The 22359-nt window shown below is 66.4% G+C and carries 20 protein-coding genes; 8 read left to right on the forward strand and 12 right to left on the reverse strand.

Going from position 1 to position 22359, the window contains the following annotated elements; translation table 11 throughout:
- The 8 genes from WAX14_RS15990 to WAX14_RS16025 all read right to left on the reverse strand — a co-directional run.
- Positions 1-628 (reverse strand): IclR family transcriptional regulator (locus tag WAX14_RS15990; protein ID WP_422629055.1); only part of this gene is annotated, 628 nt, incomplete at its 3' end.
- A gap of 157 nt (positions 629-785) precedes the next feature.
- Positions 786-2000, reverse strand: coding sequence for a CaiB/BaiF CoA transferase family protein (locus WAX14_RS15995; protein WP_422629037.1), 1215 nt, complete (start codon positions 1998-2000; stop codon positions 786-788).
- A 15-nt stretch (positions 2001-2015) separates the two neighbouring features.
- Entirely contained in the window at positions 2016-3038 is a 1023-nt protein-coding gene (locus WAX14_RS16000; RefSeq protein ID WP_422629038.1) for an acyl-CoA dehydrogenase family protein, read from the reverse strand.
- Positions 3039-3054: 16 nt separating this feature from the next.
- Positions 3055-4200, reverse strand: a complete 1146-nt coding sequence (locus tag WAX14_RS16005) for an acyl-CoA dehydrogenase family protein (protein WP_422629039.1) — start codon at positions 4198-4200, stop codon at positions 3055-3057.
- Positions 4197-4814 (reverse strand): TetR/AcrR family transcriptional regulator, encoded by a 618-nt coding sequence (locus tag WAX14_RS16010; protein ID WP_422629040.1) that lies wholly within the window; start codon positions 4812-4814, stop codon positions 4197-4199. The genes WAX14_RS16005 and WAX14_RS16010 overlap by 4 nt, the downstream gene beginning before the upstream one ends.
- A 34-nt stretch (positions 4815-4848) precedes the next feature.
- Positions 4849-6006, reverse strand: coding sequence for an acyl-CoA dehydrogenase family protein (locus tag WAX14_RS16015; protein WP_422629041.1), 1158 nt, complete (start codon positions 6004-6006; stop codon positions 4849-4851).
- 37 nt (positions 6007-6043) lie between these two features.
- Positions 6044-6853 (reverse strand): crotonase/enoyl-CoA hydratase family protein, encoded by an 810-nt coding sequence (locus WAX14_RS16020; protein WP_422629042.1) that lies wholly within the window; start codon positions 6851-6853, stop codon positions 6044-6046.
- Positions 6854-6944: 91 nt separating this feature from the next.
- Positions 6945-8366 (reverse strand): ABC1 kinase family protein, encoded by a 1422-nt coding sequence (locus tag WAX14_RS16025; protein ID WP_422629043.1) that lies wholly within the window; start codon positions 8364-8366, stop codon positions 6945-6947.
- Between the two features lie 182 nt (positions 8367-8548).
- On the opposite strand from WAX14_RS16025, the gene WAX14_RS16030 reads away from it, so the two are divergent.
- The gene (locus WAX14_RS16030; RefSeq protein ID WP_422629044.1) at positions 8549-9583 is read left to right on the forward strand and encodes a sigma-70 family RNA polymerase sigma factor; all 1035 of its coding nucleotides are present in this window, start codon (positions 8549-8551) and stop codon (positions 9581-9583) included.
- A gap of 100 nt (positions 9584-9683) precedes the next feature.
- On the opposite strand, the gene WAX14_RS16035 is transcribed toward WAX14_RS16030, so the two are convergent.
- A complete protein-coding gene (locus WAX14_RS16035) occupies positions 9684-10133 on the reverse strand; it encodes a VOC family protein (protein ID WP_422629045.1) in 450 nt (149 codons plus the stop codon).
- 163 nt (positions 10134-10296) lie between these two features.
- On the opposite strand from WAX14_RS16035, the gene WAX14_RS16040 reads away from it, so the two are divergent.
- From WAX14_RS16040 to WAX14_RS16055, 4 genes are all read left to right on the forward strand, one after another.
- Positions 10297-11262, forward strand: a complete 966-nt coding sequence (locus tag WAX14_RS16040; protein ID WP_422629046.1) for a pirin family protein — start codon at positions 10297-10299, stop codon at positions 11260-11262.
- Between the two features lie 50 nt (positions 11263-11312).
- Positions 11313-12089: a pirin family protein gene (locus tag WAX14_RS16045; RefSeq protein ID WP_422629047.1), complete on the forward strand. Its 777-nt coding sequence runs from the start codon at positions 11313-11315 to the stop codon at positions 12087-12089.
- A 68-nt stretch (positions 12090-12157) separates the two neighbouring features.
- The gene (locus WAX14_RS16050; protein ID WP_422629048.1) at positions 12158-13075 is read left to right on the forward strand and encodes a hotdog fold thioesterase; all 918 of its coding nucleotides are present in this window, start codon (positions 12158-12160) and stop codon (positions 13073-13075) included.
- Between the two features lie 96 nt (positions 13076-13171).
- Complete coding sequence (locus WAX14_RS16055; protein WP_422629049.1) at positions 13172-14137, forward strand: intradiol ring-cleavage dioxygenase; 966 nt, start codon at positions 13172-13174, stop codon at positions 14135-14137.
- A gap of 92 nt (positions 14138-14229) precedes the next feature.
- Here WAX14_RS16055 and WAX14_RS16060 read toward each other — a convergent pair whose 3' ends face one another.
- Positions 14230-15417, reverse strand: a complete 1188-nt coding sequence (locus WAX14_RS16060) for a serine hydrolase domain-containing protein (RefSeq protein ID WP_422629050.1) — start codon at positions 15415-15417, stop codon at positions 14230-14232.
- A gap of 137 nt (positions 15418-15554) precedes the next feature.
- Here WAX14_RS16060 and WAX14_RS16065 point away from each other — a divergent pair, with 137 nt between their 5' ends.
- Positions 15555-17558, forward strand: coding sequence for a M13 family metallopeptidase (locus tag WAX14_RS16065; RefSeq protein WP_422629051.1), 2004 nt, complete (start codon positions 15555-15557; stop codon positions 17556-17558).
- A gap of 57 nt (positions 17559-17615) precedes the next feature.
- On the opposite strand, the gene WAX14_RS16070 is transcribed toward WAX14_RS16065, so the two are convergent.
- The gene (locus tag WAX14_RS16070; protein ID WP_422629056.1) at positions 17616-18338 is read right to left on the reverse strand and encodes a M23 family metallopeptidase; all 723 of its coding nucleotides are present in this window, start codon (positions 18336-18338) and stop codon (positions 17616-17618) included.
- Positions 18339-18674: 336 nt separating this feature from the next.
- Entirely contained in the window at positions 18675-19391 is a 717-nt protein-coding gene (locus tag WAX14_RS16075; protein ID WP_422629052.1) for an enoyl-CoA hydratase/isomerase family protein, read from the reverse strand.
- 137 nt (positions 19392-19528) lie between these two features.
- Between WAX14_RS16075 and WAX14_RS16080 the strand changes: the two genes are divergently transcribed.
- Together WAX14_RS16080 and WAX14_RS16085 are read left to right on the forward strand one after the other, a co-directional pair.
- Entirely contained in the window at positions 19529-21061 is a 1533-nt protein-coding gene (locus WAX14_RS16080) for an AMP-binding protein (protein ID WP_422629053.1), read from the forward strand.
- A gap of 64 nt (positions 21062-21125) precedes the next feature.
- Entirely contained in the window at positions 21126-22307 is a 1182-nt protein-coding gene (locus WAX14_RS16085; protein WP_422629054.1) for an amidohydrolase family protein, read from the forward strand.
- Positions 22308-22359: the final 52 nt, after the last annotated feature.

Consider the following 22359-nt stretch of genomic DNA (forward strand, 5'->3'; position numbering starts at 1 on the left):
GCGCGGGGCCGGTCACACTGATCCCCGCGACCACGCGACCTTCCGATTCGAAGATCGGTGCGCCGACGCACACGATGCCCGGCGCCGACTCCTCGTACTCGAAGGACACTCCTTCGGCGATCACCCGGTCGAGTTGCTGCCGCAGCATGCCCGGTGTCGATACGGTGCGCGGGGTGCGCCGAGGCAGTGGCCCGGTCAGCACCCGGTTCACCACCTCGGGTTCCGCCCAGGCAAGCAGAGAACGTCCGATTGCCGTGCAGTACAGTGGCATTCGACCGCCCACCCGCGACGGCGCGGCGGCTTGCCGATGACCGCCGATCTTGGTCAGGTAGATGACTTCCATGCCGTCGCGGATTCCGAAATGCACCGTTTCGTGGGTTCGTTCGTACAGGTCTTCCATGAACGGAATGGCGACCTCGACGAGACTGCGCTCCACCGACGCACGCATACCCAGCTCGAAGAGCTGACCGCCGAGCCGATATCCCGCCGGGGTGCGTTCGAGCAGCCGGACACCGACGAGATCGGTGGCGATCCGGTGCAGCGACGCCTTCGGCAAGTCGGTGCGGCGGGCGAGTTCGGCCAGACTCACACCGTGGTCGTCGATCGTGAATGCGTGGAGCACGATCATGACCTTGCCGAGGACCGTTCTCCGGTCGGGAGCCCCGTGCGCGTCGACGGCGTCCCCGTCACCGGCTCCGATCTCACCCACGAGAATCCTCCCGCCCGACGGTCCCCGCACCGGTGCTCCGATCACCCGTGTGTCCGGGAGATCGGCGGTGCATTGCCTAGCCGACGATACCGGCGGCCCGTAGGCCGGCGACCTGCTCGTCGGTCAGGCCGAGTTCGGCCAGCACCGCATCGGTCTGCTCACCGAGCGCGGGTACCGCCCCCATCGGGAGTTCGATATCCCGGAAGTTCATCGGCGGACGGATCGCGCTGATCGGACCGGCCGGGGTGCGCACCTCCCGCCACCGGTCGCGGGCGGTGAGCTGCGGATGCCCCAAGAGCCCGCGTAGGTCACGCAACCGGGCGGCGGGTATCCCTGCGGCGGCGAGTTTCTCGTCGATCACGTCGCTCGTGAACCGCGCCGTCGCCGCCGCGACGAGTGCGTCCACTTCGTCGCGGCGGCGGACCCGTTCGACATTGGTCGCGTAGCGCGGGTCGTCGGCCAGTTCCGGAAGTCCCAGCACCCCGGCGGTCAGGGCACGCCAGCCACGATCGTTCTGGACACCGATCAGGATCTCGCCGTCGACGGTCGGGTACTTGTCGTAAGGCGCTATCGATGTGTGCGCCAATCCCATTCGCGGAACCTGCCGGTCTTGATACATCTGCAGATACATCGGGTAGCCGAGCCATTCGGCCGTTGCGTCGAACATCGACACGTCGATCGTCGCGCCGACCCCGGTGCGACGCCGACGCAGCAGCGCCGCCTGGATCGACGTCAGCGCATACATCCCGGCAGCGATGTCCGCGGTGGGAATGCCGGTCTTGACGGCAGTCTCGGGTGTGCCGGTGATCGAACACAACCCGGTCTCCGACTGCACCAGCAGGTCGTACGCTTTCCGGTCGCGCATCGGCCCGTCGGTGCCGTAGCCGGACATGTTGACCACGACCAGGGCGCGATGGTCGGCGCGCAACGCATCGGCGCCGAGCCCGAGCCGTTCGACGGCGCCGGGCGCCAGGTTCTGTACGAACACATCGGCACCGCGGATCAGGGATGCCACCGCTGCGATCCCGTCGTCGGACTTCAGGTCGACGGCGAAGGACTCCTTACCCCGGTTGAGCCACACGAAGTGTGCTGCCTGCCCCAGCACGGCACTGTCGTAGGCACGAGCGAAATCGCCGTCGCCCACCCGCTCGACCTTGATGACCCGGGCACCGAGGTCGGCGAGGTGCCGGGTCGCGAGCGGCGCCGCAACCGCCTGTTCGAGACTCACCACCGTGAATCCCGCCAAGGGCAGGTCCGGCGACCTGTCGTCGTTCGCGCTGCTATCGGTCATGACGTCGATGGTCCGCTACGCCGATCCGGCGGTGAGCAGCGACCACACCTCACCGGATACGATCGCCGTCTCGAGCAGTTCGGTGTCCCAGGAGGTGAGGGAACCGAACTCGCTGCGCCACGACAGGATCCGATTGGTGTGGCGGTGCAGTTCGTGCTCCATCGTGAAACCGATCGCGCCGAGCACCTGGTGTGCGTTGCGCGCAACCTTCCCGGCGGCGTGACCGGTGCACGATACGGCGACCGCGACTTCGAATCGCGTTGCCGCGTCGTCGAATCCGCGCTCGACGACGGCATCGACGGCGGCATCGGTGGCGGCTCGCGCGAGCGCCGACTCGGTCGCCAGGTCCGATACCAGCGCCTGCACCGCCTGAAACCGGCCGAGGGTACGGCCGAACTGCACGCGGGTGGTGGTGTGTTCGACGACCAACTCGAGGATGCGGTCCATCGCCCCGGCCGCCATCAGCGTTCTGGCCAGCGCACCGCGGTACCGGAACTGTCCGGCGACCGCCTCGGACACCGGGGCACCGGACAGTGCGGACACGTCGACGTGCACGTGGTCGCGAGGTTCGGCGGCAAGATCGACCGCTTCGGTCAGTGCGATACGGTCGCAGGGCAGGTCCGCCACCAACCAACCGCCGGTGCCCGGCCACAGCACGACGACGGCTTCCGCGTCACGCGCCCACGGAACGTGCCGGGCGTGCCCGCCGGCGTCGAGGACCGTGGCGGTGCGCAGTGTGTCGTCGACGGGCAGGTCGGCCTGTTCCAGAAGCCACCCGGCGAGCAGATCGTGTTCGGCGACCGGGACGGCAGCACAGGCACGGCCGACCGCGGTGAGCAGCAGAGCGGCTTCGGTCCAGCCCGCGCCGCTGCCGCCGGTGGCCTCGTCGCCGGTGAGCCTGGCCAAGCCGAGTTCGGCGAGGGTGTTCCACAGCGGACGGTCGAGGCCGACGACCGACCCGATGCGGTGATCGTCGCCTGCGGTGAGCACCTCGGCGAGCATCCGCTCGAAGTCGTGTAGTTCTGCAGACTGTGTCATCGCAACTCCAATCCCGTCATCGCAATCCCAATCCTCGTGCGATGACCCCGCGGAGGATTTCGCTCGTACCGCCCCGCAGCGTAAATCCGGGCCGCTGCATCACACCCGCTCGGACCAGCGCGCCGAGTCGGTCACTGCCGGCGCTGTAACCGACGAGTTCGTCGGCGAGGTCGGCGATGTCCCCTTCGAGTCCGGTCCCGAGCACTTTCACGACGGACGCCGACAGGGCCGCATCGTCCCCGCGTTGCAGTGATTCCGAGACGGCACGCGACATTCGTCGCAGCCCGGCGATCCGGCCGATCACCGCTCCGATCCGTGGGTCCTGGTCGACGCTGCCGTCGCCCGCGCCGCGCACCAGTTCGTCGAGCAACCCGAAGGTGGACAGGAACCGTTCCGGTCCACTGCGCTCGAATCCGAGTTCGCTGGTGACCTGCTCCCACCCGGAGCCGACGGTGCCGAGCACCAGATCGTCCGGTACGAACACGTCGTCGAGCAACACCTCGTTGAAGTGGTGTTCACCGGACATCGACAGGACGGGCCGGATCGTCACGCCGGGCGAATCGAGCAGCACGATGAACTGGCTGAGCCCGTCGTGCCGATGTGCCGGATCCAGTGGTGCCGACCGCGCCAGTCCGAAGAACGCGTCGGCGTGGTGGGCGCCCGATGTCCACAGTTTCGTGCCGTCGATGCGCCAGCCCCCATCCACCTGCCTCGCGCGGGTCTTGACGCTCGCGAGGTCGGAACCGGAGTCGGGTTCGGACATGCCGATCGCCCAGCAGATCTCCCCCGCGGCGATGCCTGGCAGGAACCGGTGCTTCTGCGCTTCCGTGCCGTATTTCAGCAGCGACGGCGCGGCCTGCCGGTCCGCGATCCACTGCGCCGCGACAGGGGCACCGACGGCGAGCAGTTCCTCGGTGACCACGAACCGCTCCATGAACGTGCGTCCGTGCCCACCGTATTCGACGGGGATCGTCATGCCGATCCAGCCATTCGCGGCGAGCGACCGGGTGAAGTCGAGGTTCCATTGCGTCAGCCACGTGTCGATCCCCGGGGTGAACACCCCTGACTCGATCTGGTCGTGGAGGAACTGCCGCACCTCTGCCCGCAACCGCGCGAGCGCCGGATCCGGTGGATCGGCCTGCGGTACCAGTTTCGTACTCACATCCCTCTTCCCCTGATCGTCGTCGGTCCGGGTATGTCACCGGGACACAACAAGTTCAATGCCATCTCCGCGTACCGTTCGCCGATTTCGTCGGCGGTGTCGGGTCCGTTCGGGTCGTACCAGTTCGCGATCGCCGCCGTCATCGCGAGAATCGACTTGCGGCAGTCGTCCGGGTACTTCGTCGTGAAGGCGCCCGACGCGATGCCGTCGTCGATGATCGTCCGAATGCGACGGCGACCCACGTTTCTTCGTTCCTCGTAACGTTCCGCTTCGCGGGGCTCGAGATTGCGGACTTCGGTGGCGATCATCCGGCCCTGCTCGGGGTACTGCGTGCGGAATTCGACATTCGCACGGACGAATGCGCGCAACTGATCGACGGGATCGGCACCGGCAGCGGACAGCGCTCGCTCCCACAGTGAGTCATAGATTTCCACGCCGTCGACGAGGATCGCGAACAGCAGATCCTGTTTGTTCTTGTAGTGGTAGTACAGCGCGGACAAGCTCACCCCCGCCTCCTGGGCGATGGTGCGAATCGACGACGAACCGTATCCGTTACGGACGAATTCCTTCCGTCCGATCTCGACGAACAGCCGTTGCCGCGGCGACAGCGTCATCGTCGATCCCCGCCGACAGCGGTCGGGTACATGCCTACAGCCCCAGATCCTTCGAGATGATCGTCTTCATGACCTCGCTGGTGCCGCCGTAGATCCGGGTCACCCGCGTGTCCGCGTAGAGGCGGGCAATGGGGTATTCGGTGATGTACCCGTAGCCGCCGTGCAATTGGAGGCATTTGTCGACGACGCGCCCGGCGACCTCGGTGCACATCAGCTTCGCGCGGGCCGCGTCGGCGACCGTCAATTCCTTGCGGTCGAGGAGTTCCAGACAGTGATCGACGTAGACGCGGGCCATCTGGGTCTCGGCGGAGCATTCGGCGAGCACGAACTTCGTGTTCTGGAATTCGGCGACGGGTTTGCCGAACACCTTCCGGTCCGTGGTGTAGGCGATTGCGTGCGCGATCGCGGCTTCGGCGAATCCGACCTGGTTCAAGGCGATACTCAGGCGTTCCTGCGGCAGGTTGTGGGTCAGATAGGAGAAACCCTTGCCTTCTTCGCCGAGCAGGTTCCGGGCGGGCACGGCGACATCACTGTAGGAGAGTTCCGCGGTGTCCTGTTGGTGCAGGCCGAGCTTCTTCAACTTGCGACCGACCGAGAATCCTTCCGTCGCAGTGGGAACCGCGATGATCGACAGTCCACCGCGCCGGTTTTCGGGGTCGAACGGCGTGGTGCGGCACACGGTCAGAACGAGATCGGCGGTCGCGCCACCGGTGATGAACGTCTTGGCGCCGTTGACGATGTAGTGGCTGCCGTCCTCGGACAGTGTCGCGGTGGTCGCGATGTTCGCGAGATCGGATCCGGTACCGGGTTCGGTCATCGCGATCGCGGTCATCATCGAGCCGTCCGAGAATCTTGGCAGCCACCGCTTCTTCTGTTCCTCGGTGGCGTATTCCATCAGGTACGGCAGGATCAGGCACGTGTGAACGGTGTAGCCGCCGAAGGACACTCCGGCCCGGGCGACCTCCTCGAACACGATGGCGTTGTAGACGAAGCTGGATTCGCCCCCGCCACCGAACTCGTCGGGGACTTGGATGCCGAGGATGCCGAGTTCGCCGAGGCGCTGGAAGAATTCGCGCGGCGGGTGACCGGCATCGTCCCATGCCTCACGATGTGGTGCGACTTCGCGTTCGATGAAGTCACGCACCATCTTCCGGAACTGCTCGTGCTCTTCGGTGAGAATTGTGCGCTTCATGTGCGGGTCCTGTTCGAAGGTGTGGGACGCCGTCAGGTCATTCGCCGGTGAACTTCCCGGTGCGGCGTTCGAGGAAGGCGGACAGTGCTTCGCGGTGATCGGCGCTGTGATGTGACAGTGCCTGCAGCGACGCGGAGAGCTCGAGCAACGTGTCGAGGTCGACACGCTGACCCTCGCGCAGTAGTTTCTTGGTCATCCGCAGGGCGTTCGGTGGGTTTACGGCGACCCGCTCGGCGAGTTCGCGTGCGGTGGCGAGAAGGTTTTCCGGTTCGACGACCTGCGAAACCATGCCCCAGTCGAGGGCGGTGGCCGCATCGACGCGATCGCCGGTGAACGCCATCTCCGCGGCCCGCGCCGCGCCGATCGCGCGGGGCAGCAACCACGCGCCGCCGTCGCCGGGGATGATGCCGAGCTTGACGAAGCTCTCGGCGAAGAACGCGGTGGTCGACGCGATCCGCATGTCGCACATCATCGCCAGGTCGCAGCCGGCACCGACGGCCGGGCCGTTGACGGCGGCGATGATCGGGACCTCGCAGTGGTAGATGGCCTTCGGGAGACGCTGAATGCCGCGCCGGTAGCCGTCGCGCAGCGCGTGCGGCGAACCGGCGAACATGCCGGTGCGGTCGGCCATGTCTTTGACGTTGCCGCCTGCGGAGAATGCGCTACCGGCACCGGTGAGGATCACGACCCGTGTCTCGATGTCGCCGTTCGCCTCGTCGACGAGTTCGACGAGGCGTTCGACAACATCGTCGCCGGAGATGGGGTTGCGCTGATCGGGAAGGTTGATCGTCCAGGTCGTGACGTTGCCGCTGCGAGTGCTGAGTACGACATCCGTGTCGGTGTTCATCGCGTGGAGGTTCCTCCCGTAGAAACTGTGTCGAACGATCGTTAAAATATGGGATCGAGGGCGCGCTGTAAAGAAGCCAGGCAGATTCCGATCAGTCGGGCAGGCAAATTCCCGATTCGGCGGCGCCGATCGCAACGTCTTCGGGGAAGATGTTGCGGAACAGGTACAGGTCCTGACCGAGCACCCAGCCCGGCGCCAGCGCCCGCGCATAGCGCTCGAAGTAGCCGAGCTGCTTGCCGAACAGCACCATCTCCTCCGGGCTCGCAACACCCCAGCGCTTACCGAGCCGGATCAGCGCCATGATCAGGTCGCTCAGCCGCAGCTCGCCGAGTTCCCGGCCGAGCAGCGGCGCAAGCGCGTCGGCGACCTCCATGCCCAGCGTCGCGTCGTCCGCATCGCTCCCGGTGCCGTATCCGAGCGCGCGGATCCCGCGGGCAACCCGACCGAAGTCGCCGTCGACGGCCGTGGCGTGGAACAGATCCCGCAAGATCGCCCGCCACTGCTCGGGCAGTTCGCCGACGATCCCGAAATCCAGCAACGCCAATCGGCCGTCGTCGAGAAGCCACAGGTTCCCGGCGTGGACATCACCGTGGAACGGACCGTGCAGCACCACCGATTCGATCCACACCTTGACGCCGCGCCGAATCAGCAGCCGCGTGTCGATGCCACTGTCCGGATCGGTGGTGACCCGGTCCATCGGGATCCCGTACAACCGTTCCATGCAGATGACCCGGGGACCGCAATAGTCCCAGTACACCTCCGGTGTGGTGACGCCGTCGTTGTCGCCGAACGCGCCGATCCGGTCTCGGAAGCGCGACTGACGGTCCGCCTCGACGGCACTGTTCAGTTCGGTCATCGTCGCCGCGAACAGGTCCCGGATGATTCCCGGCGCGTTCGCGATCCGGAAGAACTCGAACACCTGCAACAGCCGTGCTCCCGCGTACGCGGCCCGCAGATCGACGAGCATCCGATGCCGAATATCGGGCCGCTGAATCTTCACCACCGCACGTCGCCCGTCGTGCAAGGTGCACGCGTGCACCTGCGCGACCGACGCCGCGGCGAGCGGGGTGTCGTCGAACTGCGCGAACAACTCGTCGACGCAATGCCCGAGATCCGCCTCGAGCACCGCCCTTGCCTGCGCGGCCGGCACCGGTGGAACGTCGTCGAGGCAGCGAAGGCACGCGTCGGCGAGTGGCCGCGGGAACAGTCCCGACGACGACGCGATGAGCTGCCCGAGCTTCACGAAGGTCGGTCCGAGGATTTCGAACGCGTCGACGACGCCCTCGGCTGCCGCATCGACAATGCTGCGGCGGTCCGGGCGCAGCGGCCATGCCAGCACCTTCAACAGCACGTTGATCACCATGACGACGGCGACGACGAGCGCCCGGCCCAGTTCGGTCGGGCCGAACCGGTCGAGTCGCGGCAGGTCGACGTGCACGGCGTCGGGCGGTGGTCCGCCCGCGTAGGGACCGACGGCACGCGACTCGGATCCCAGCTCCGCTGCATCGTGCAACGAACCCCTCCTCGGATGCGGTGCCGGCGTCTCCGTCGTCCGGCGCAGTGTCGGACGGTACCCGGCGTACACAGATACTTCGAGTGGCTGCTTCCACCGTGATCACCGACTGTGTCGGGATCGCGGACTACCCTCGTTCGCGTAGCCGAGGAACATTCGTGTCGATCGAGGTGGGCAGGGCCATGACCGAACAGGCGCTCGACGTAGTACAGGGCTTTCCGGATTCGGTGGACGGGGCCGGCGAGGCAGACTTCATGAGCCGCGCCGATCCGTATCGGCGCGAACTGCTCGCACACTGCTATCGGATGACCGGGTCGATCCACGACGCCGAGGACCTCGTGCAGGAAACCTATCTGCGCGCGTGGCGCGGCTACGAAAATTTCGGCGAACGCGCATCACTGCGGACATGGTTGCACCGCATCGCGACCAACGTCTGCCTCACCGCCCTCGAGGGCCGTTCCCGGCGTCCCCTGCCGACCGGGCTCGGTGCGCCGAGCACAGATCCGGCAGCGGATCTGGTCCAGCGTCCGGAAGTCCCGTGGCTCGAGCCGATGCCGGGCACCGCCACCGATTGCTCCGACAACCCGTCCGATCCCGCCGTGATCGTCAGCTCACGTGATTCGATCCGGCTGGCATTCGTTGCGGCGCTGCAGCATCTGTCGGCTCGGCAACGGGCGGTACTGCTGTTGCGGGACGTGTTGCAGTGGCGGGCATCCGAGGTCGCCGTCGCCCTCGGAACGACGACCGCGGCGGTCAACAGCCTTTTGCAGCGCGCCCGCGCACAACTCCACGACGCCGACGTCACACGCGACAATCTCACCGAACCGGACAGCGCCGAGACTCGTGCCCTCGTCCAGCGGTGGGTGGACGGGTTCGAGAACTACGACATCGACGCGATCGTCCGGATGCTCACCGAGCAGGCCGTCTGGGAAATGCCGCCGTTCGTCGGCTGGTATCGCGGTGCCGAGAACATCGGCACGCTGATCCGGCGCCACTGCCCGGCGAAGGGCCCCGGCGACCAGATTCTGATTCCGACGATCGCGAACGGGCAACCCGCACTCGGGCTGTACATGCGGGGCGAGGACGGGCAGCACCACCCGTTCCAGATGCAGGTGCTCGACATCGTCGACGGCGTCGTCGTGCATGTCACCGCGTTCTTCGACGTGGATCTGTTCGAGCGGTTCGGGCTCCCCCCGACCCCGCCGGGCCGAGACTGAACGACCGGCCGAGGTTCTACGAACCGGCGACGCCCGGCCGATACGAGAACGGGTTCGCCGGCACTCGACGAACCCGTTCCCGCAGCGCATCGCGTTCGGCTCAGGAGGTGGCGTCCTCGGTCTGCGAACCCATCGCCGCCGCCGCGGCCTCGACGTCCATCCACGTCACCTCCCACACGTGGTTGTCGAGATCGCGAAACGCACGTCCGTACATGAATTCGGACTGCATCTCGGCCGACCCCGGCGTGATCCAGTCCTTCCCACCCGCGGCGATCGCCGCGTCGACGATGCGGTCGACATCGGCGCGACTGTCCCCGGAGAAGGCGAGCAGCACCTCGCGGGCCTGACCGGTGTCGCAGATGTCGTCGTTGATGAAGTCCCGGAACCGCGGTTCCTCGAGAAACATGATGTAGGTCTGCTCGTTGATCTCCATGCACGCGGTGGTCGCGTCGCAGAACATCTCGTTGAACGTGAAGCCGAGGTTGCCGAAGTAGCCGCGGGTTGCGGCAACGTCCTTGACGGACAGGTTGGCGAAGAGCATGCGGGACATGTGGCGCTCCCATTGGTCGTGGCCCACGGCGCGGGCCGATCGGTGCGGTCACATGGTTCGACTCGCGGGCGGGCAGAAACTCATCGCGCGCCGGGCCGGGAACATTCCGCAGCCACCACGGGTTAGAGTAGTTGCATAATCAACTACTTGGGAGGAGGCCGCGATGCCTGCGGTGACCGTCGACAACATCTGGACCCTGCCCCGGATCGACGCCCCGGAACCCGGAGCACCCACCCGCCCGGTGATCGGCGTGCGAACCGCCCCGATCGGCTACGAGGGCGAAGGCTTCCCCGTTCGCCGCGCGTTCGCCGGCATCGACCAACGCTTCCTCGACCCCTTCATCCACATGGACCAGATGGGCGAGGTGCACTACGCACCGGGTGAACCGAAAGGAACTCCCTGGCATCCGCACCGCGGATTCGAGACCGTGACCTACATGATCGACGGCATCCTCGAACACACGGACTCGAACGGCGGCGGCGGCACGATCACCGGCGGCGACACCCAGTGGATGACCGCAGGCGCCGGCATCCTGCACATCGAAGCACCACCGGAACACGTAGTCGTCAGCGGCGGACTGTTCCACGGTGTGCAACTGTGGGTGAACCTGCCGCGCGACAACAAGATGGCCCAACCCCGCTACCAGGACATCGCCCGCGGCAACATCGCGCTCGCGTCGTCCCCCGACGGCGGCACACTGATCCGAGTCGTCGCCGGCGAGATCGGCGGTGTGCGCGGCCCCGGCGTCAGCCACACCCCGATCGCGCTCGCCCACCTGACGATCGCACCCGGCGCGTCGGTGACACTGCCGTGGAACCCCGAGCACAACGCACTCGCCTACGTCCTCGCCGGAGACGGCACCGCAGGCACCGAGCAGGCCCCGATCAGCGCCGGCCGGACCATCGTGTTCGGACCGAAAGGCAATTCCGTCACCCTGACCGCCGCTGCCACGCAGGACTCGCGCACCGAATCACTGGAAGTATTCCTGCTGGGCGGCCGACCGATCCGCGAACCGGTCGCGATGTACGGCCCGTTCGTCATGAACACCAAGGCCGAGATCATCCAGGCATTCGAGGACTACCAGGCCGGCCGCCTCGGATCGGTTCCCGCCGGACACGAGCAACTCTGACCGCGCCTCCACTACGCCGCCCCTCGCACGCACGACCCGGAAGGAACGCCATGACCCGGACGCCCCTGATCGATGTACGACGCGCCGACGATCGGATGAAGACGACGATCGACTGGCTCGATTCGAAGCATTCCTTCTCGTTCGGCCACCACTACGATCCGGACAACACCCACCACGGGCTCCTGCTCGTCAACAACGACGACATCGTCACGCCCGGAAAAGGTTTCGACACCCATCCGCACCGCGACATGGAAATCGTGACGTGGGTGCTGCGCGGCAGCCTCGTGCATCAGGATTCGATCGGCCACTCCGGTGTCATCTACCCCGGACTGGCCCAGCGGATGAGCGCAGGCACCGGGATCCTGCATTCGGAGAAGAACGACTCGTGGCGCCTCAGCGACATCACCGGCACGCACGCGACCGAACACGCGAATCCGGTGCGGTTCGTCCAGATGTGGGTGGCGCCGGACGAGGCCGGCATCACCCCTGGCTACGAGCAGCTCGAAATCGATGACGAACTGATGCGCGGCGGCCTCGTGCCCGTGGCCTCCGGGATGGCCAAGGACCGCGATCACGCAGCGATCCGCATCCACAACAAGCACGCGGGCCTGTCCGTCGCGCGGGTGCAGCCGGACCGGACGGTCACCCTACCCGAGGCGCCCTACCTGCACATATTCATCGCCGAAGGCAGTATGGACCTCGAGGGTGTCGGCCCGCTCACCGAAGGCGACGCCGTGCGGTTGACGAACTCCGGCGGACAACGCCTGAGCACCACCACCGGAGCCGAAGTGCTGGTCTGGGAGATGCACACGACAATCGGGCGGTAGCGATCGCACCGGACCACCCGGTCGGTCACAGCACGCGCGTGGCGAGACGCGCATGGTAGAGAGAACGAGTGACCAGTAGCATCCGCACCACCTTCGACCGTCCAGCAGCAGCCCTCGGCATCACCCGAGACACGTCGTCGCCCGACTCGATCCGGATCGAACAACCCCTCGGCCCGCACCTGTTCGACCATCGCGGAGTCACCACCATCGGGTCCGTGGGTGTTCTTGCCGACGTCGTGGTCGGGGTCCCGGCCGCCGACGCGTTGCGCTCGCATGCGGGCGGACCGGTCGCGACCGTGCTCGCCCAACTGAGCGTGTCGAGTGCGAACCCGTTTCCGTCCGGAGGCGTGATCGCCGGTTCAGGCCGGGCACTGCACACGGACGACGAGACCGCACTGGCCGACGCGCAGATCGTCGACACTTCCGGGAATCTTCTCGCCCATGTCGTCGGCCGGGCCGTGTCCGTCGGACGCGCCCGCTCCGACAACCCCGATGTCCTGCCTGCGGCAGTGGCGAAAAATATCCCTGAACCCGAGCAGTGGGACGACCCGGAGTCACTCGCCGGACATTCCGGACTCGACATCGTCGAGGGAATCGTCGCAGGCACGGTTTCTCGGGGGCCGTTGGCGGCCCTGCTGGGGCTGCGTCTGCAGCGCACCGAACGCGGACTCGTCCACGGCCTGATCTCCCCGGGAGAATGGACTGCCAACCCGTTCGGTTCGATCCAGGGCGGTGTGCTCGTGTCCATCGCCGACACGATCGCCGGCCTCGCAACACAGACGCTCACCGAAATCGGCGGGCAGTATCGGATCCTCAACCTGGGAATCGACTACCTACGCTCCCCCGACGCACCGGGACCCGACGTACACGCCCACGCCGAAGTGATCCGTGCGGGGCGCAGGATGGCCACCATCGAAGCACGGCTCGTCGGAGACGACGGCACCGTGTTCTTCCGGGCCCACGCCAACGCTCAACTGTTCAGCTGACGCACCACAGTTGTCAGGAACCTCCCAGCATTCTCACCGCGAATGTCCAGCCCGATCCGCCACGATGAAGTCACATTGCGACACCGGGAGGACACCGTGAACAAAGACGTGGAGCTCAGCCGTATTCGGGTGAGCCGGCGCCGGGCGCTGGCACTCGGCGGAACCATCAGCCTTGGCGGCCTGCTTGCCGCCGCCTGCGGCACCGACAGTGGTGGCAGCAGCACTACGACATCAGCTGCCGGCTCCGCGACGACCGACGCGACCGCAGCGGCATCGGGCACCATCGAGGAACAGTTGCGATCGCTTCTCGACGAAGCACCGAACTGCGTGATGACCACGGAGGAAACGCAAGGGCCGTACTGGTTCGACGTCGACTCGATCCGCCGCGACATCCGCGAAGACCGTCCCGGGCTGGAACTGCAGTTGGCGCTCCGCGTGCAGGATCTCGCGAACTGCGGCGTCGACGGCTCCGCCGGTGCGGTCACGAACGCGGTCGTCGAGATCTGGCACTGCGATGCCGGTGGCGTGTACTCGGGCTTCGAATCCGGGTCGCTCGCCGCCAACCAGGGCGGAGGCGGCGGAATGGGACCGGGCGGCCCCGGCGGCACACCACCACCGGGTGGACCCGGCATGACCCCACCCGACGGCATGACCCCACCCGACGGCATGACCGGCTCCGGCGAGACGTCGGACGGCTCGTACAGCGCCGGCGACCGAGAAGCCACCACCACGGACGACGGCACCTATCTACGCGGCGCCCAGGTGACCGACACGAACGGCATCGCCTACTTCACGACGATCTTCCCCGGCTGGTATGTGGGACGCACCGTGCACATCCACGTCAAGGTGCACATCGACAAAGCCACCGTGCTCACTACCCAGTTGTACTTCGACGACGGTCTCAACGACGAGATCTTCTCCACCGTCGGTCCCTACACCGACCACACCGGGCGCGAAACGCGCAACGACTCGGACAGCATCTTCGACGAGTCCGGAACCATGACCGTCTCGCACCGAACGCATCTCGTTCTCGCTGCCGTCAACCTCGGCATCGACGCCTGATCCGGCACACGGCCACCTGACGCGCCGCGCCGTCACATGGCGCGCCGCGCCGTCACATGGCGCGCCGCACCGTCACATGGCGCGCCGCACCGTCACATGGCGCGCCGCGCGATGGCCACCGAGTCGCCACCGAGACGCGGGAAACGCGCATCGGAGATCGTCGTCGTCAGCGTGCTCCCGAGCCGATTCGTCACGAACGCGAGCGACAATCCTGTCTCCGGATCGGCGAACGCACCCGACCCACCGAAACCGTAGTGCCCGATCGACCGTAACGGCTGTTCCCGCAAACCGACCCAGCCCGGGTGATAGCCGAGCCGCCAGTTCGGCCGAATCCCCAGCACGTAGTCGCGTCGACGGGTCTGCACCTCGAGGATCTGCTCGAGCGTGTCTTCCTTCAGCAGCCGAACCCCTTCGAGCGCACCACCGTTGGCGAGCGCGCCGTACATGCGGGCGAGTGCCCGCGCGCTGAACACCCCGTTCCAGCCGGGCATCACCACGTCGTGTGCGCTGGGGCTGCGCATCAACTCGTCGAACCCTTCCGCCATCCCTGCTTCGGCGATCCCCCTGATTCCCGGCATCCGTGACAACACGCGCGCGGTGGTGCTCCACGACGAGGGCAGCGGATTCACTTTGGGGAATACCGGCGCCAGACGACGCCTTTCGCTTTGCGGAACCTGGTACCAGAACTCACGCAACCCGAGCGGTAGCGCGATTTCCCGCTCGACCAATTCCGGAAAGGTCCGGTTCGTCACACGACACGCGATCTCCGAGACGAGGTTGCCGTAGGTGACCGCGTGATATCCGGGTCCGGACAACCGACGCGGATCGGGTTCGGCGGCGGCAAGCGCGGATGCGACGGCCGCCGAGTCCAGCAGGTCCATCGGGCCGGGCATCAGACCGCGGATCCGGTGCAGTCCGGCGCGATGCGACATGAGTTCGCGGACGGTAATCGTCTCTTTGCCGGCGGCGCCGAACTCCGGCCAGTACGCGGCGACCGGATCGTCGTATTTCACGAGGCCACGTTCGGCGAGGCGATGCAGCACGGTGCTCGCCACACCCTTACCGGTCGAGAAGGACAGGGCGACCGTGTCGGGTGCCCACCTGCGGTCCCGGGTGGCCCACCCGGCCCAGATGTCGAGGACCGGCTCACCGTGCAGATACGCCGCCAGTGCCCCGCCGCCTTGCGCTCGGGTGCGGAACATCCGGAAGAATCGATCGGCGACCTGCAGGAATCGAGGATCGACGATCATTTCCGTCGACGGTGCCTGCTCCGCTGACATGTGCGTGTACTCCCGATTCTGCTCATTTTCGATAGCTCGTCCACGATGGTACGACCGGTGTGCAACCTCCCCCGGCCACTGCGCGCCGGCACAGCACTGTCTGCGCCGGTCTCGGATTCGGTGTAAGGATGGATCGCATGACCACCGCGCACCATTCCGGACCACAACACGCCGGGCCACGCCACAGCGGGACACGGCGCTCCGGCATCGACCTCAGTCACGTCGACGAGGACGCCCGCGCCCAGGACGACCTGTTCGAGCACGTCAACGGCCGCTGGCTGGCGACGCACGAGATCCCGGCGGACCGGGCGCTCGACGGTGCGTTCCGCACACTCGCCGACAAGGCCGAGGTCGACGTGCGCACAATCATCGAGGAGTCGGCCGACGCCGACGCGCCCGCCGGCAGCGATGCCCGCAAGATCGGCGACCTGTTCACCAGCTTCATGGACACCGATCGGATCGAGTCGGCCGGGCTCGCTCCGGTCTCCGGTGAACTCGATGCGATCGCCGCAGCGGCGGACCGGGGCGCGCTGGCCGCCGTCCTCGGGCAATTGCAGCGAGTCGGGGTCGGTGGCGCGATCGGGCACTACGTCGACACCGATTCGAAAAACTCCGAGCGCTACCTCATGCACGTCTCCCAGTCCGGCATCGGACTGCCCGACGAGTCGTACTACCGCGAGGATCGCTACGCCGAGATCCGCGACGAATACGTCGCCCACATCGGCCGCATGTTCGCCCTCGCCGGTCTGGACCGCGACCCGCAGCGGGTGCTCGCCCTGGAAACGAAACTCGCAGCCGGGCACTGGGACGTCGTCAAGCGCCGCGACGCAGACCTGTCGTACAACCTGACCACGCTCGACGCACTGCTCACCGACCACGCCGGATTCGACTGGTCCGGCTGGATCGCCGGCCTCGGGTCGACGCCGGGGCAGTGGGCCGAGATCGTGGTCCGGCAGCCGAGCTTTCTGGACGTGTTCACCCAGGTATGGACCGAGGAGTCGCTCGACGACTGGAAATCATGGGCGATCTGGCGGGTCCTGCGGGCTCGGGCCCCGTACCTCACGGACGCGTTCGTGGACGAGAACTTCGCATTCTCCGGTCGCACCATGACCGGCGCACAGGAAATCCGTGAACGCTGGAAGCGCGGTGTCTCACTCGTCCAGGACCTGCTCGGCGAGTCCGTCGGAAAACTGTACGTCGAAAGGCATTTCCCGGCCGAGGCGAAGGCACGCATGCAGGTGCTCGTCGAGAATCTGCAAGAAGCGTATCGGCGCAGCATCACCGATCTCGAATGGATGAGCCCCGAGACCCGCACCGCGGCATTGCGCAAACTCGGCAAGTTCACGCCGAAGATCGGCTACCCGGACTCCTGGCGCGACTACTCGGCCGTCACCGTCGACGCAGGCGATGTCGTCGGGAACTACCGCAGCGGATATGCCGCCGAGTACGACCGGGATCTCGCGAAGCTCGGCGGCCCGGTGGACCGCGACGAATGGTTCATGACACCGCAGACCGTCAATGCGTACTACAACCCGGGCATGAACGAAATCGTGTTCCCGGCCGCGATCCTGCAGCCGCCCTTCTTCGATCTGTATGCCGACGATGCCGCCAACTACGGCGGGATCGGAGCCGTCATCGGCCACGAGATCGGCCACGGTTTCGACGATCAGGGCGCAAAGTACGACGGCGACGGGAATCTCGAGAACTGGTGGACCGATTCGGATCGCGAGGAATTCGGCAAGCGGACCGCTGCACTGATCGCACAGTACGACGAGTTCGAACCGAAGGATCTTCCCGGACAACGAGTCAATGGGAGCTTCACGATCGGCGAGAACATCGGCGACCTCGGCGGCCTGTCGATCGCGCTGAAAGCATATGAGATCGCGCTGGACGGGGCCCCGGCGGCGGTGATCGACGAACTGACCGGCCTGCAGCGGGCGTTCTTCGGGTGGGCACAGGTGTGGCGCACCAAGGTTCGCAACGAGGAGGCGACCCGACGGCTCGCTGTCGATCCGCACTCGCCACCGGAATTCCGATGCAACGGCGTGGTACGGAACATCGACGCCTTCTACGAGGCATTCGACGTGAATCCGGGAGATGAACTGTTCTTGGAACCGGAAGCACGCGTGAAGATCTGGTGAGATGACGGTGCCCCGCGCGACCGAACGTCACGCGGGGCGCCCATCACGGCGGGCCACTCAGTCGAGATGCGTTCCGGGGATGGGGATTCCGCGGGAGGCAAGCCACGGCGCGGGGTCGATCTTGGCGCCGCCGGCCTGCCATACCTCGTAGTGCAGGTGCGGACCGGTGGATTGACCGCGGTTGCCCATGGTGGCGATCTGGTCGCCGGCACGGACCGCCTGACCGGCCGCGACGAGCGACTGGTCCACGTGACCGTAGACGCCGATGGTGCCGTCGTCCTGCTGGATTCGCACCCACAGTCCGAATCCGGACGCGGGTCCGCTCTCGATCACGGTTCCGTTGGTGACGGCCCGGATCGGGGTTCCGATCGCGTTGGCGATGTCGATGCCGTTGTGGTTGGTTCCCCAGCGCGCCCCGAAGCCGGAGGTGAAGATGCCGTCGGCCGGGAACACGACCGCCGGGCGCCGCGCCGCTTCCTCACGAGCGAGACGTTCGGCCTCCTCACGAGCGTGGAGTTCCGCCGCCTCACGGGCACGACGTTCGGCCTCCACCGCCTGGGCGATTCGCTCTGCTTCACGCTGCGCGGCCAGTCCGAGTTGTTCGGCATAGACGGACAGGTCGGTGCGGGGTACCGCGAGTACCTGTGGCGCCGTGGTGTGCGCGGCTGCGGCGGTCGGGTTCCATCCCGGCGCATTCGCAGCGGCGGCGTCGGGTGTCGCGTGGGCAGCGACCGTTCCGGCGCCGAGGAGGGCGCCGACGGTGAGCGGAACTGCCAGCAGGCCTCCGGCTAGGCGGTTTTTCCGGGAACGGCCGGGGCGGGATTGGTCGTTGTTCGGGTTGAAGAGCAAAACCACATTCCTTGCGTCGAACACTGATCTGATAACGAACAGATCACGGTTTCGTCACAGGCTACAACGAGTTTGCCAATTTTGGCGTGCCGCACTTGACACGGCCGGGAACATATGACCGTTTCGCCGGGAGTTTGCCGTCCCGTCGGCTACATTCACGCGCCGTCAGTCACAGGAGCAACTCCAGGCTCGACCGAGAAGTGATTGAAGTCATAACTATGTGACGCCTCTTGTGCGACTTTCGTCCCGAAACCGTCGGGCGGTCGCTCACTTGCCCCGATTGAGGACCTTGTCCGCGGCGTCCCAGTGTTCGTCCTTCACCCACAGATGCGCGAACGCCGCGATCGCCTCCTCTGCGGGCACCCCCGCCAGAACGCGCTTGATCTCTCCTGCCGGATCGTTGGCGAGTGCTCGCGCCAGCGAACGCCAGCCCTCCTCGAACTCTGTACGCGGCAGTACCCGATCCAGGAGACCGAACCGCTCGGCCTCGCCTGCGTCGAGCACGACCCCGGACCCGGCCAGCATCAGCGCCCGCCCGCGGCCGACCAATGCGGACAGTCGCTCGGCACCGCCCCATGCGGGCATGATCGCGAGCGAAACCTGATTGAAGCCGATCCTGATATCGGCGGCGGCGATCCTGATGTCCGCGGCCACCGCGACCTCGGCGCCACCACCGAGCGCGTGGCCGCCCAGCGCAGCGACGACCGGAGCCGGGAACGCCTCGATGCGATCGCACACCGTCCGCATCTGTCGCGCCATATCGGCCGCTTGCGCCACGGTGCGGAGCTTGCTCAACTCCTTGAGGTCGCCACCCGAGACGAACGCGCGGTCGCCGCCGCCGCGGATCACCAGAGCCTTCGCGCCTTCCGCCTCGTCGAGAGCCTTGTCCAGTTGCTCCATCGTCTCCGGCGCAATCGCATTGCGCGCCTCCGGGCGGTCGATGGTGATGACTGCCAGGCCCTGTTCCAACTCGAGATCGACCATGCGCTGCACTCCACTTGATATTGGCATTCTGATTTTTGGAGAATATCATCCTCATAAGCGGAATAATCGATCTCACAGGCGCCCGTCGGGTTCGAGCAGGCCCGGCGACGCGCAGTCCCGGGCATTGGAGCTCTCGCATGCGGCATATCCCCTCCGAACTGGTCACCCGCTACGAACAGGAGGGTTGGTGGACGGACGACACACTCGGAGACATGCTCGGCCGAGGCCTCGCCGCCGCACCCGACGTCGAGTTCCGGGTGCATTCGGCCGTACGGCCGTGGTCGGGGACACTGCGGGACGTCGAAACGGTCGCGCGACGACTCGCCGGCGGACTCCGGGCGCGCGGCGTCGGCCCCGGTGACGTGATCGCCTTCCAGTTGCCCAACTGGATGGAAGCCGCCGCCGCCTTCTGGGCGTCGTCCTTTCTCGGCGCAACCGTGGTCCCGATCGTCCACTTCTACGGACGCAAGGAAGTCGGCTACATCCTCGGGCAGACACAGCCGAAGGTATTCGTCACGGCGGAACGATTCGGGCGAAACGAATTCCAGCCCGACCTGTCCGCACACGTCCCGATCGTCGGCGTCGTGGGTCGCGATTTCGACGACCTCCTGAGCCACGAGCCGATGGCCGGTGTCGCCGCGGCGAACCCGGACGGAGCCGCGCTGATCGCGTTCACATCCGGCACCACACGCGCCCCGAAGGGGGTGGTGCACAGTCACCGCACACTCGGCTGCGAAACGCGCCAACTCTCCGCGCGCTACCCCGCCGACCGCGGCAAGCAGCTCACCGCCGCACCGGTCGGTCACTTCATCGGCATGGTCAATGCTTTCCTCATCCCCGTCCTCGACGGTTCACCGATCAATCTCGCCGACGTCTGGGACCCGGGGCAGGCGCTGGCTCTGATGAAGTCCGACGGGCTCACCGTCGGCGGCGGCGCGACCTACTTCGTCACGAGCCTGATCGAGCATCCCGATTTCGGCGACGACCACCTACCGTTCATGAGGTACGCGGGTCTCGGCGGATCGTCCGTCCCTGCCACCGTGACCACGCGACTCGCGAAGATGGGCATCTGCGTCTTCCGCGCGTACGGCAGCACCGAGCACCCGTCGATCACGAGTTCGCTCTCGACCGCGCCCGAGGACAAGCGTCTGTTCACCGACGGCGCACCCGCGCCGGGCGTCGAGATCCGATTGGCCGAGGACGGCGAGATCCTCAGCCGCGGACCGGACCTGTGTATCGGCTACACCGACCCCGAGATCACCGCGGCAGCGTTCGACGACGACGGCTGGTACCACACCGGCGACATCGGCGTGCTCGACGACGACGGCTATCTGACAATCACGGATCGCAAGTCCGACATGATCATTCGCGGTGGCGAGAACATCGCGGCGCTCGAGGTCGAGGAAGTGCTGCTCACGATGCCCGGCGTTGCAGAAGCCGCGGTGGTCGCGGTACCCGACGACCGACTCGGTGAGCGGGCCGCCGCCGTCCTGCGCCTGCGGGAGGGCGCCACGCTGCCGACGATGGATGAGATCCGCGATCACTTCGATCGATCCGGCATGGCCACACAGAAGTGGCCCGAGCAGGTGCACCGGGTGGACGACTTTCCGCGCACCGCGAGCGGGAAGGTTCAGAAGTACCTCGTCCGACAGGGCATTACGACCCCATAGGTCGAGGCATTGCCACACTCAGAAAATGAGAATAGTATTCTCATACAAAGAAAGTGAGGATTTCATGGCACCGAAAGAGCTGCCGTACCAGTTGTTCGACGCTGACAACCACCTGTACGAGACCGAGGAGGCCCTGACCAAGTTCCTCCCGGCCAAGTACAAGGACGCGATCAAGTACGTGCAGGTCGAGGGCCGCACGAAGATCGCGATCCGCGGTCAGATCAGCGACTACATCCCCAACCCCACCTTCGAGGTGGTCGCGCGACCGGGCGCGATGGAGGACTACTTCAAGAACGGCAACCCCGAAGGCAAGAGCAAGCGGGAAATCTTCGGCAAGTCGATGAAGTCGATCCCGGCGTTCCGCGATCCGGCCGCACGACTGGAACTGATGGACGAGCTCCAGATCGAGCGCACCCTGATGTTCCCGACGCTCGCCAGCCTCGTCGAGGAGCGCATGCGTGACGATCCGGACCTGATCCACGCCGTCGTGCACTCGCTGAACCAGTGGCTGTACGAGACCTGGGGATTCAACTACAAGGATCGCATCTACACCGTCCCGGTCATCAGCCTGCCGATCGTCGACAAGGCCATCGAAGAGCTCGAATGGTGCGTCGAGCGCGGCGCGAAGGCCATCCTGGTCCGGCCGGCTCCGGTCCCCGGCTTCCGCGGCCCCCGCTCGTTCGCCCTGCCCGAGTTCGACCCGTTCTGGAAGCGCGTCGTCGAACTCGACGTCCTCGTCACCCAGCACTCCTCGGACAGCGGCTACGCCCGCTACAACCAGGAATGGGACGGCACCGGCGCCGAAATGCTCCCGTTCGTCACGAACGCGTTCCGCATGGTCAGCGAATGGCGTCCGATCCAGGATGCGGTCGCGTCCTGGGTGTGCCACGGCGCGCTCTTCCGTTTCCCGGAACTGCGAATCGCGGTCATCGAGAACGGCGCGTCCTGGCTCCCGCACGTACTGGAAACCCTCAGGGACGTCTACAAGAAGGCACCCGAGGGCTTCGGCATGCAGGATCCGGTCGCAGCGATCAAGCGCAGCATCCACGTCAGCCCCTTCTGGGAAGAAGACTTCAGCAAGCTGACGGCCCTCATCGGCGCCGAGCGCGTGCTGTTCGGTTCCGACTACCCGCACCCTGAGGGTCTGGCCGAGCCGACCACGTACATCGACCACATCCAGCACCTGCCCCTCGAGGATCAGAAGCTGGTCATGGGCGGCAATCTCGCGAGGCTCCTCAAGGTATGACCTTCAGGACCATCCCCGAGATGGTTCTCAGCGTCGGCGACCGCTTCGGCAA

This window comes from Rhodococcus sp. (in: high G+C Gram-positive bacteria) (assembly GCF_049299235.1).
Taxonomy (GTDB): Bacteria; Actinomycetota; Actinomycetes; order Mycobacteriales; family Mycobacteriaceae; genus Rhodococcus.

Coding starts and splice junctions, on each gene's coding strand:
- WAX14_RS15995 (WP_422629037.1), bottom strand. CDS start 2,000: ATGACCGATAGCAGCGCGAACGACGACAGGTCGCCGGACCTGCCCTTG.
- WAX14_RS16000 (WP_422629038.1), bottom strand. CDS start 3,038: ATGACACAGTCTGCAGAACTACACGACTTCGAGCGGATGCTCGCCGAG.
- WAX14_RS16010 (WP_422629040.1), bottom strand. CDS start 4,814: ATGACGCTGTCGCCGCGGCAACGGCTGTTCGTCGAGATCGGACGGAAG.
- WAX14_RS16015 (WP_422629041.1), bottom strand. CDS start 6,006: ATGAAGCGCACAATTCTCACCGAAGAGCACGAGCAGTTCCGGAAGATG.
- WAX14_RS16020 (WP_422629042.1), bottom strand. CDS start 6,853: ATGAACACCGACACGGATGTCGTACTCAGCACTCGCAGCGGCAACGTC.
- WAX14_RS16030 (WP_422629044.1), top strand. CDS start 8,549: ATGACCGAACAGGCGCTCGACGTAGTACAGGGCTTTCCGGATTCGGTG.
- WAX14_RS16035 (WP_422629045.1), bottom strand. CDS start 10,133: ATGTCCCGCATGCTCTTCGCCAACCTGTCCGTCAAGGACGTTGCCGCA.
- WAX14_RS16040 (WP_422629046.1), top strand. CDS start 10,297: ATGCCTGCGGTGACCGTCGACAACATCTGGACCCTGCCCCGGATCGAC.
- WAX14_RS16045 (WP_422629047.1), top strand. CDS start 11,313: ATGACCCGGACGCCCCTGATCGATGTACGACGCGCCGACGATCGGATG.
- WAX14_RS16060 (WP_422629050.1), bottom strand. CDS start 15,417: ATGTCAGCGGAGCAGGCACCGTCGACGGAAATGATCGTCGATCCTCGA.
- WAX14_RS16065 (WP_422629051.1), top strand. CDS start 15,555: ATGACCACCGCGCACCATTCCGGACCACAACACGCCGGGCCACGCCAC.
- WAX14_RS16075 (WP_422629052.1), bottom strand. CDS start 19,391: ATGGTCGATCTCGAGTTGGAACAGGGCCTGGCAGTCATCACCATCGAC.
- WAX14_RS16080 (WP_422629053.1), top strand. CDS start 19,529: ATGCGGCATATCCCCTCCGAACTGGTCACCCGCTACGAACAGGAGGGT.
- WAX14_RS16085 (WP_422629054.1), top strand. CDS start 21,126: ATGGCACCGAAAGAGCTGCCGTACCAGTTGTTCGACGCTGACAACCAC.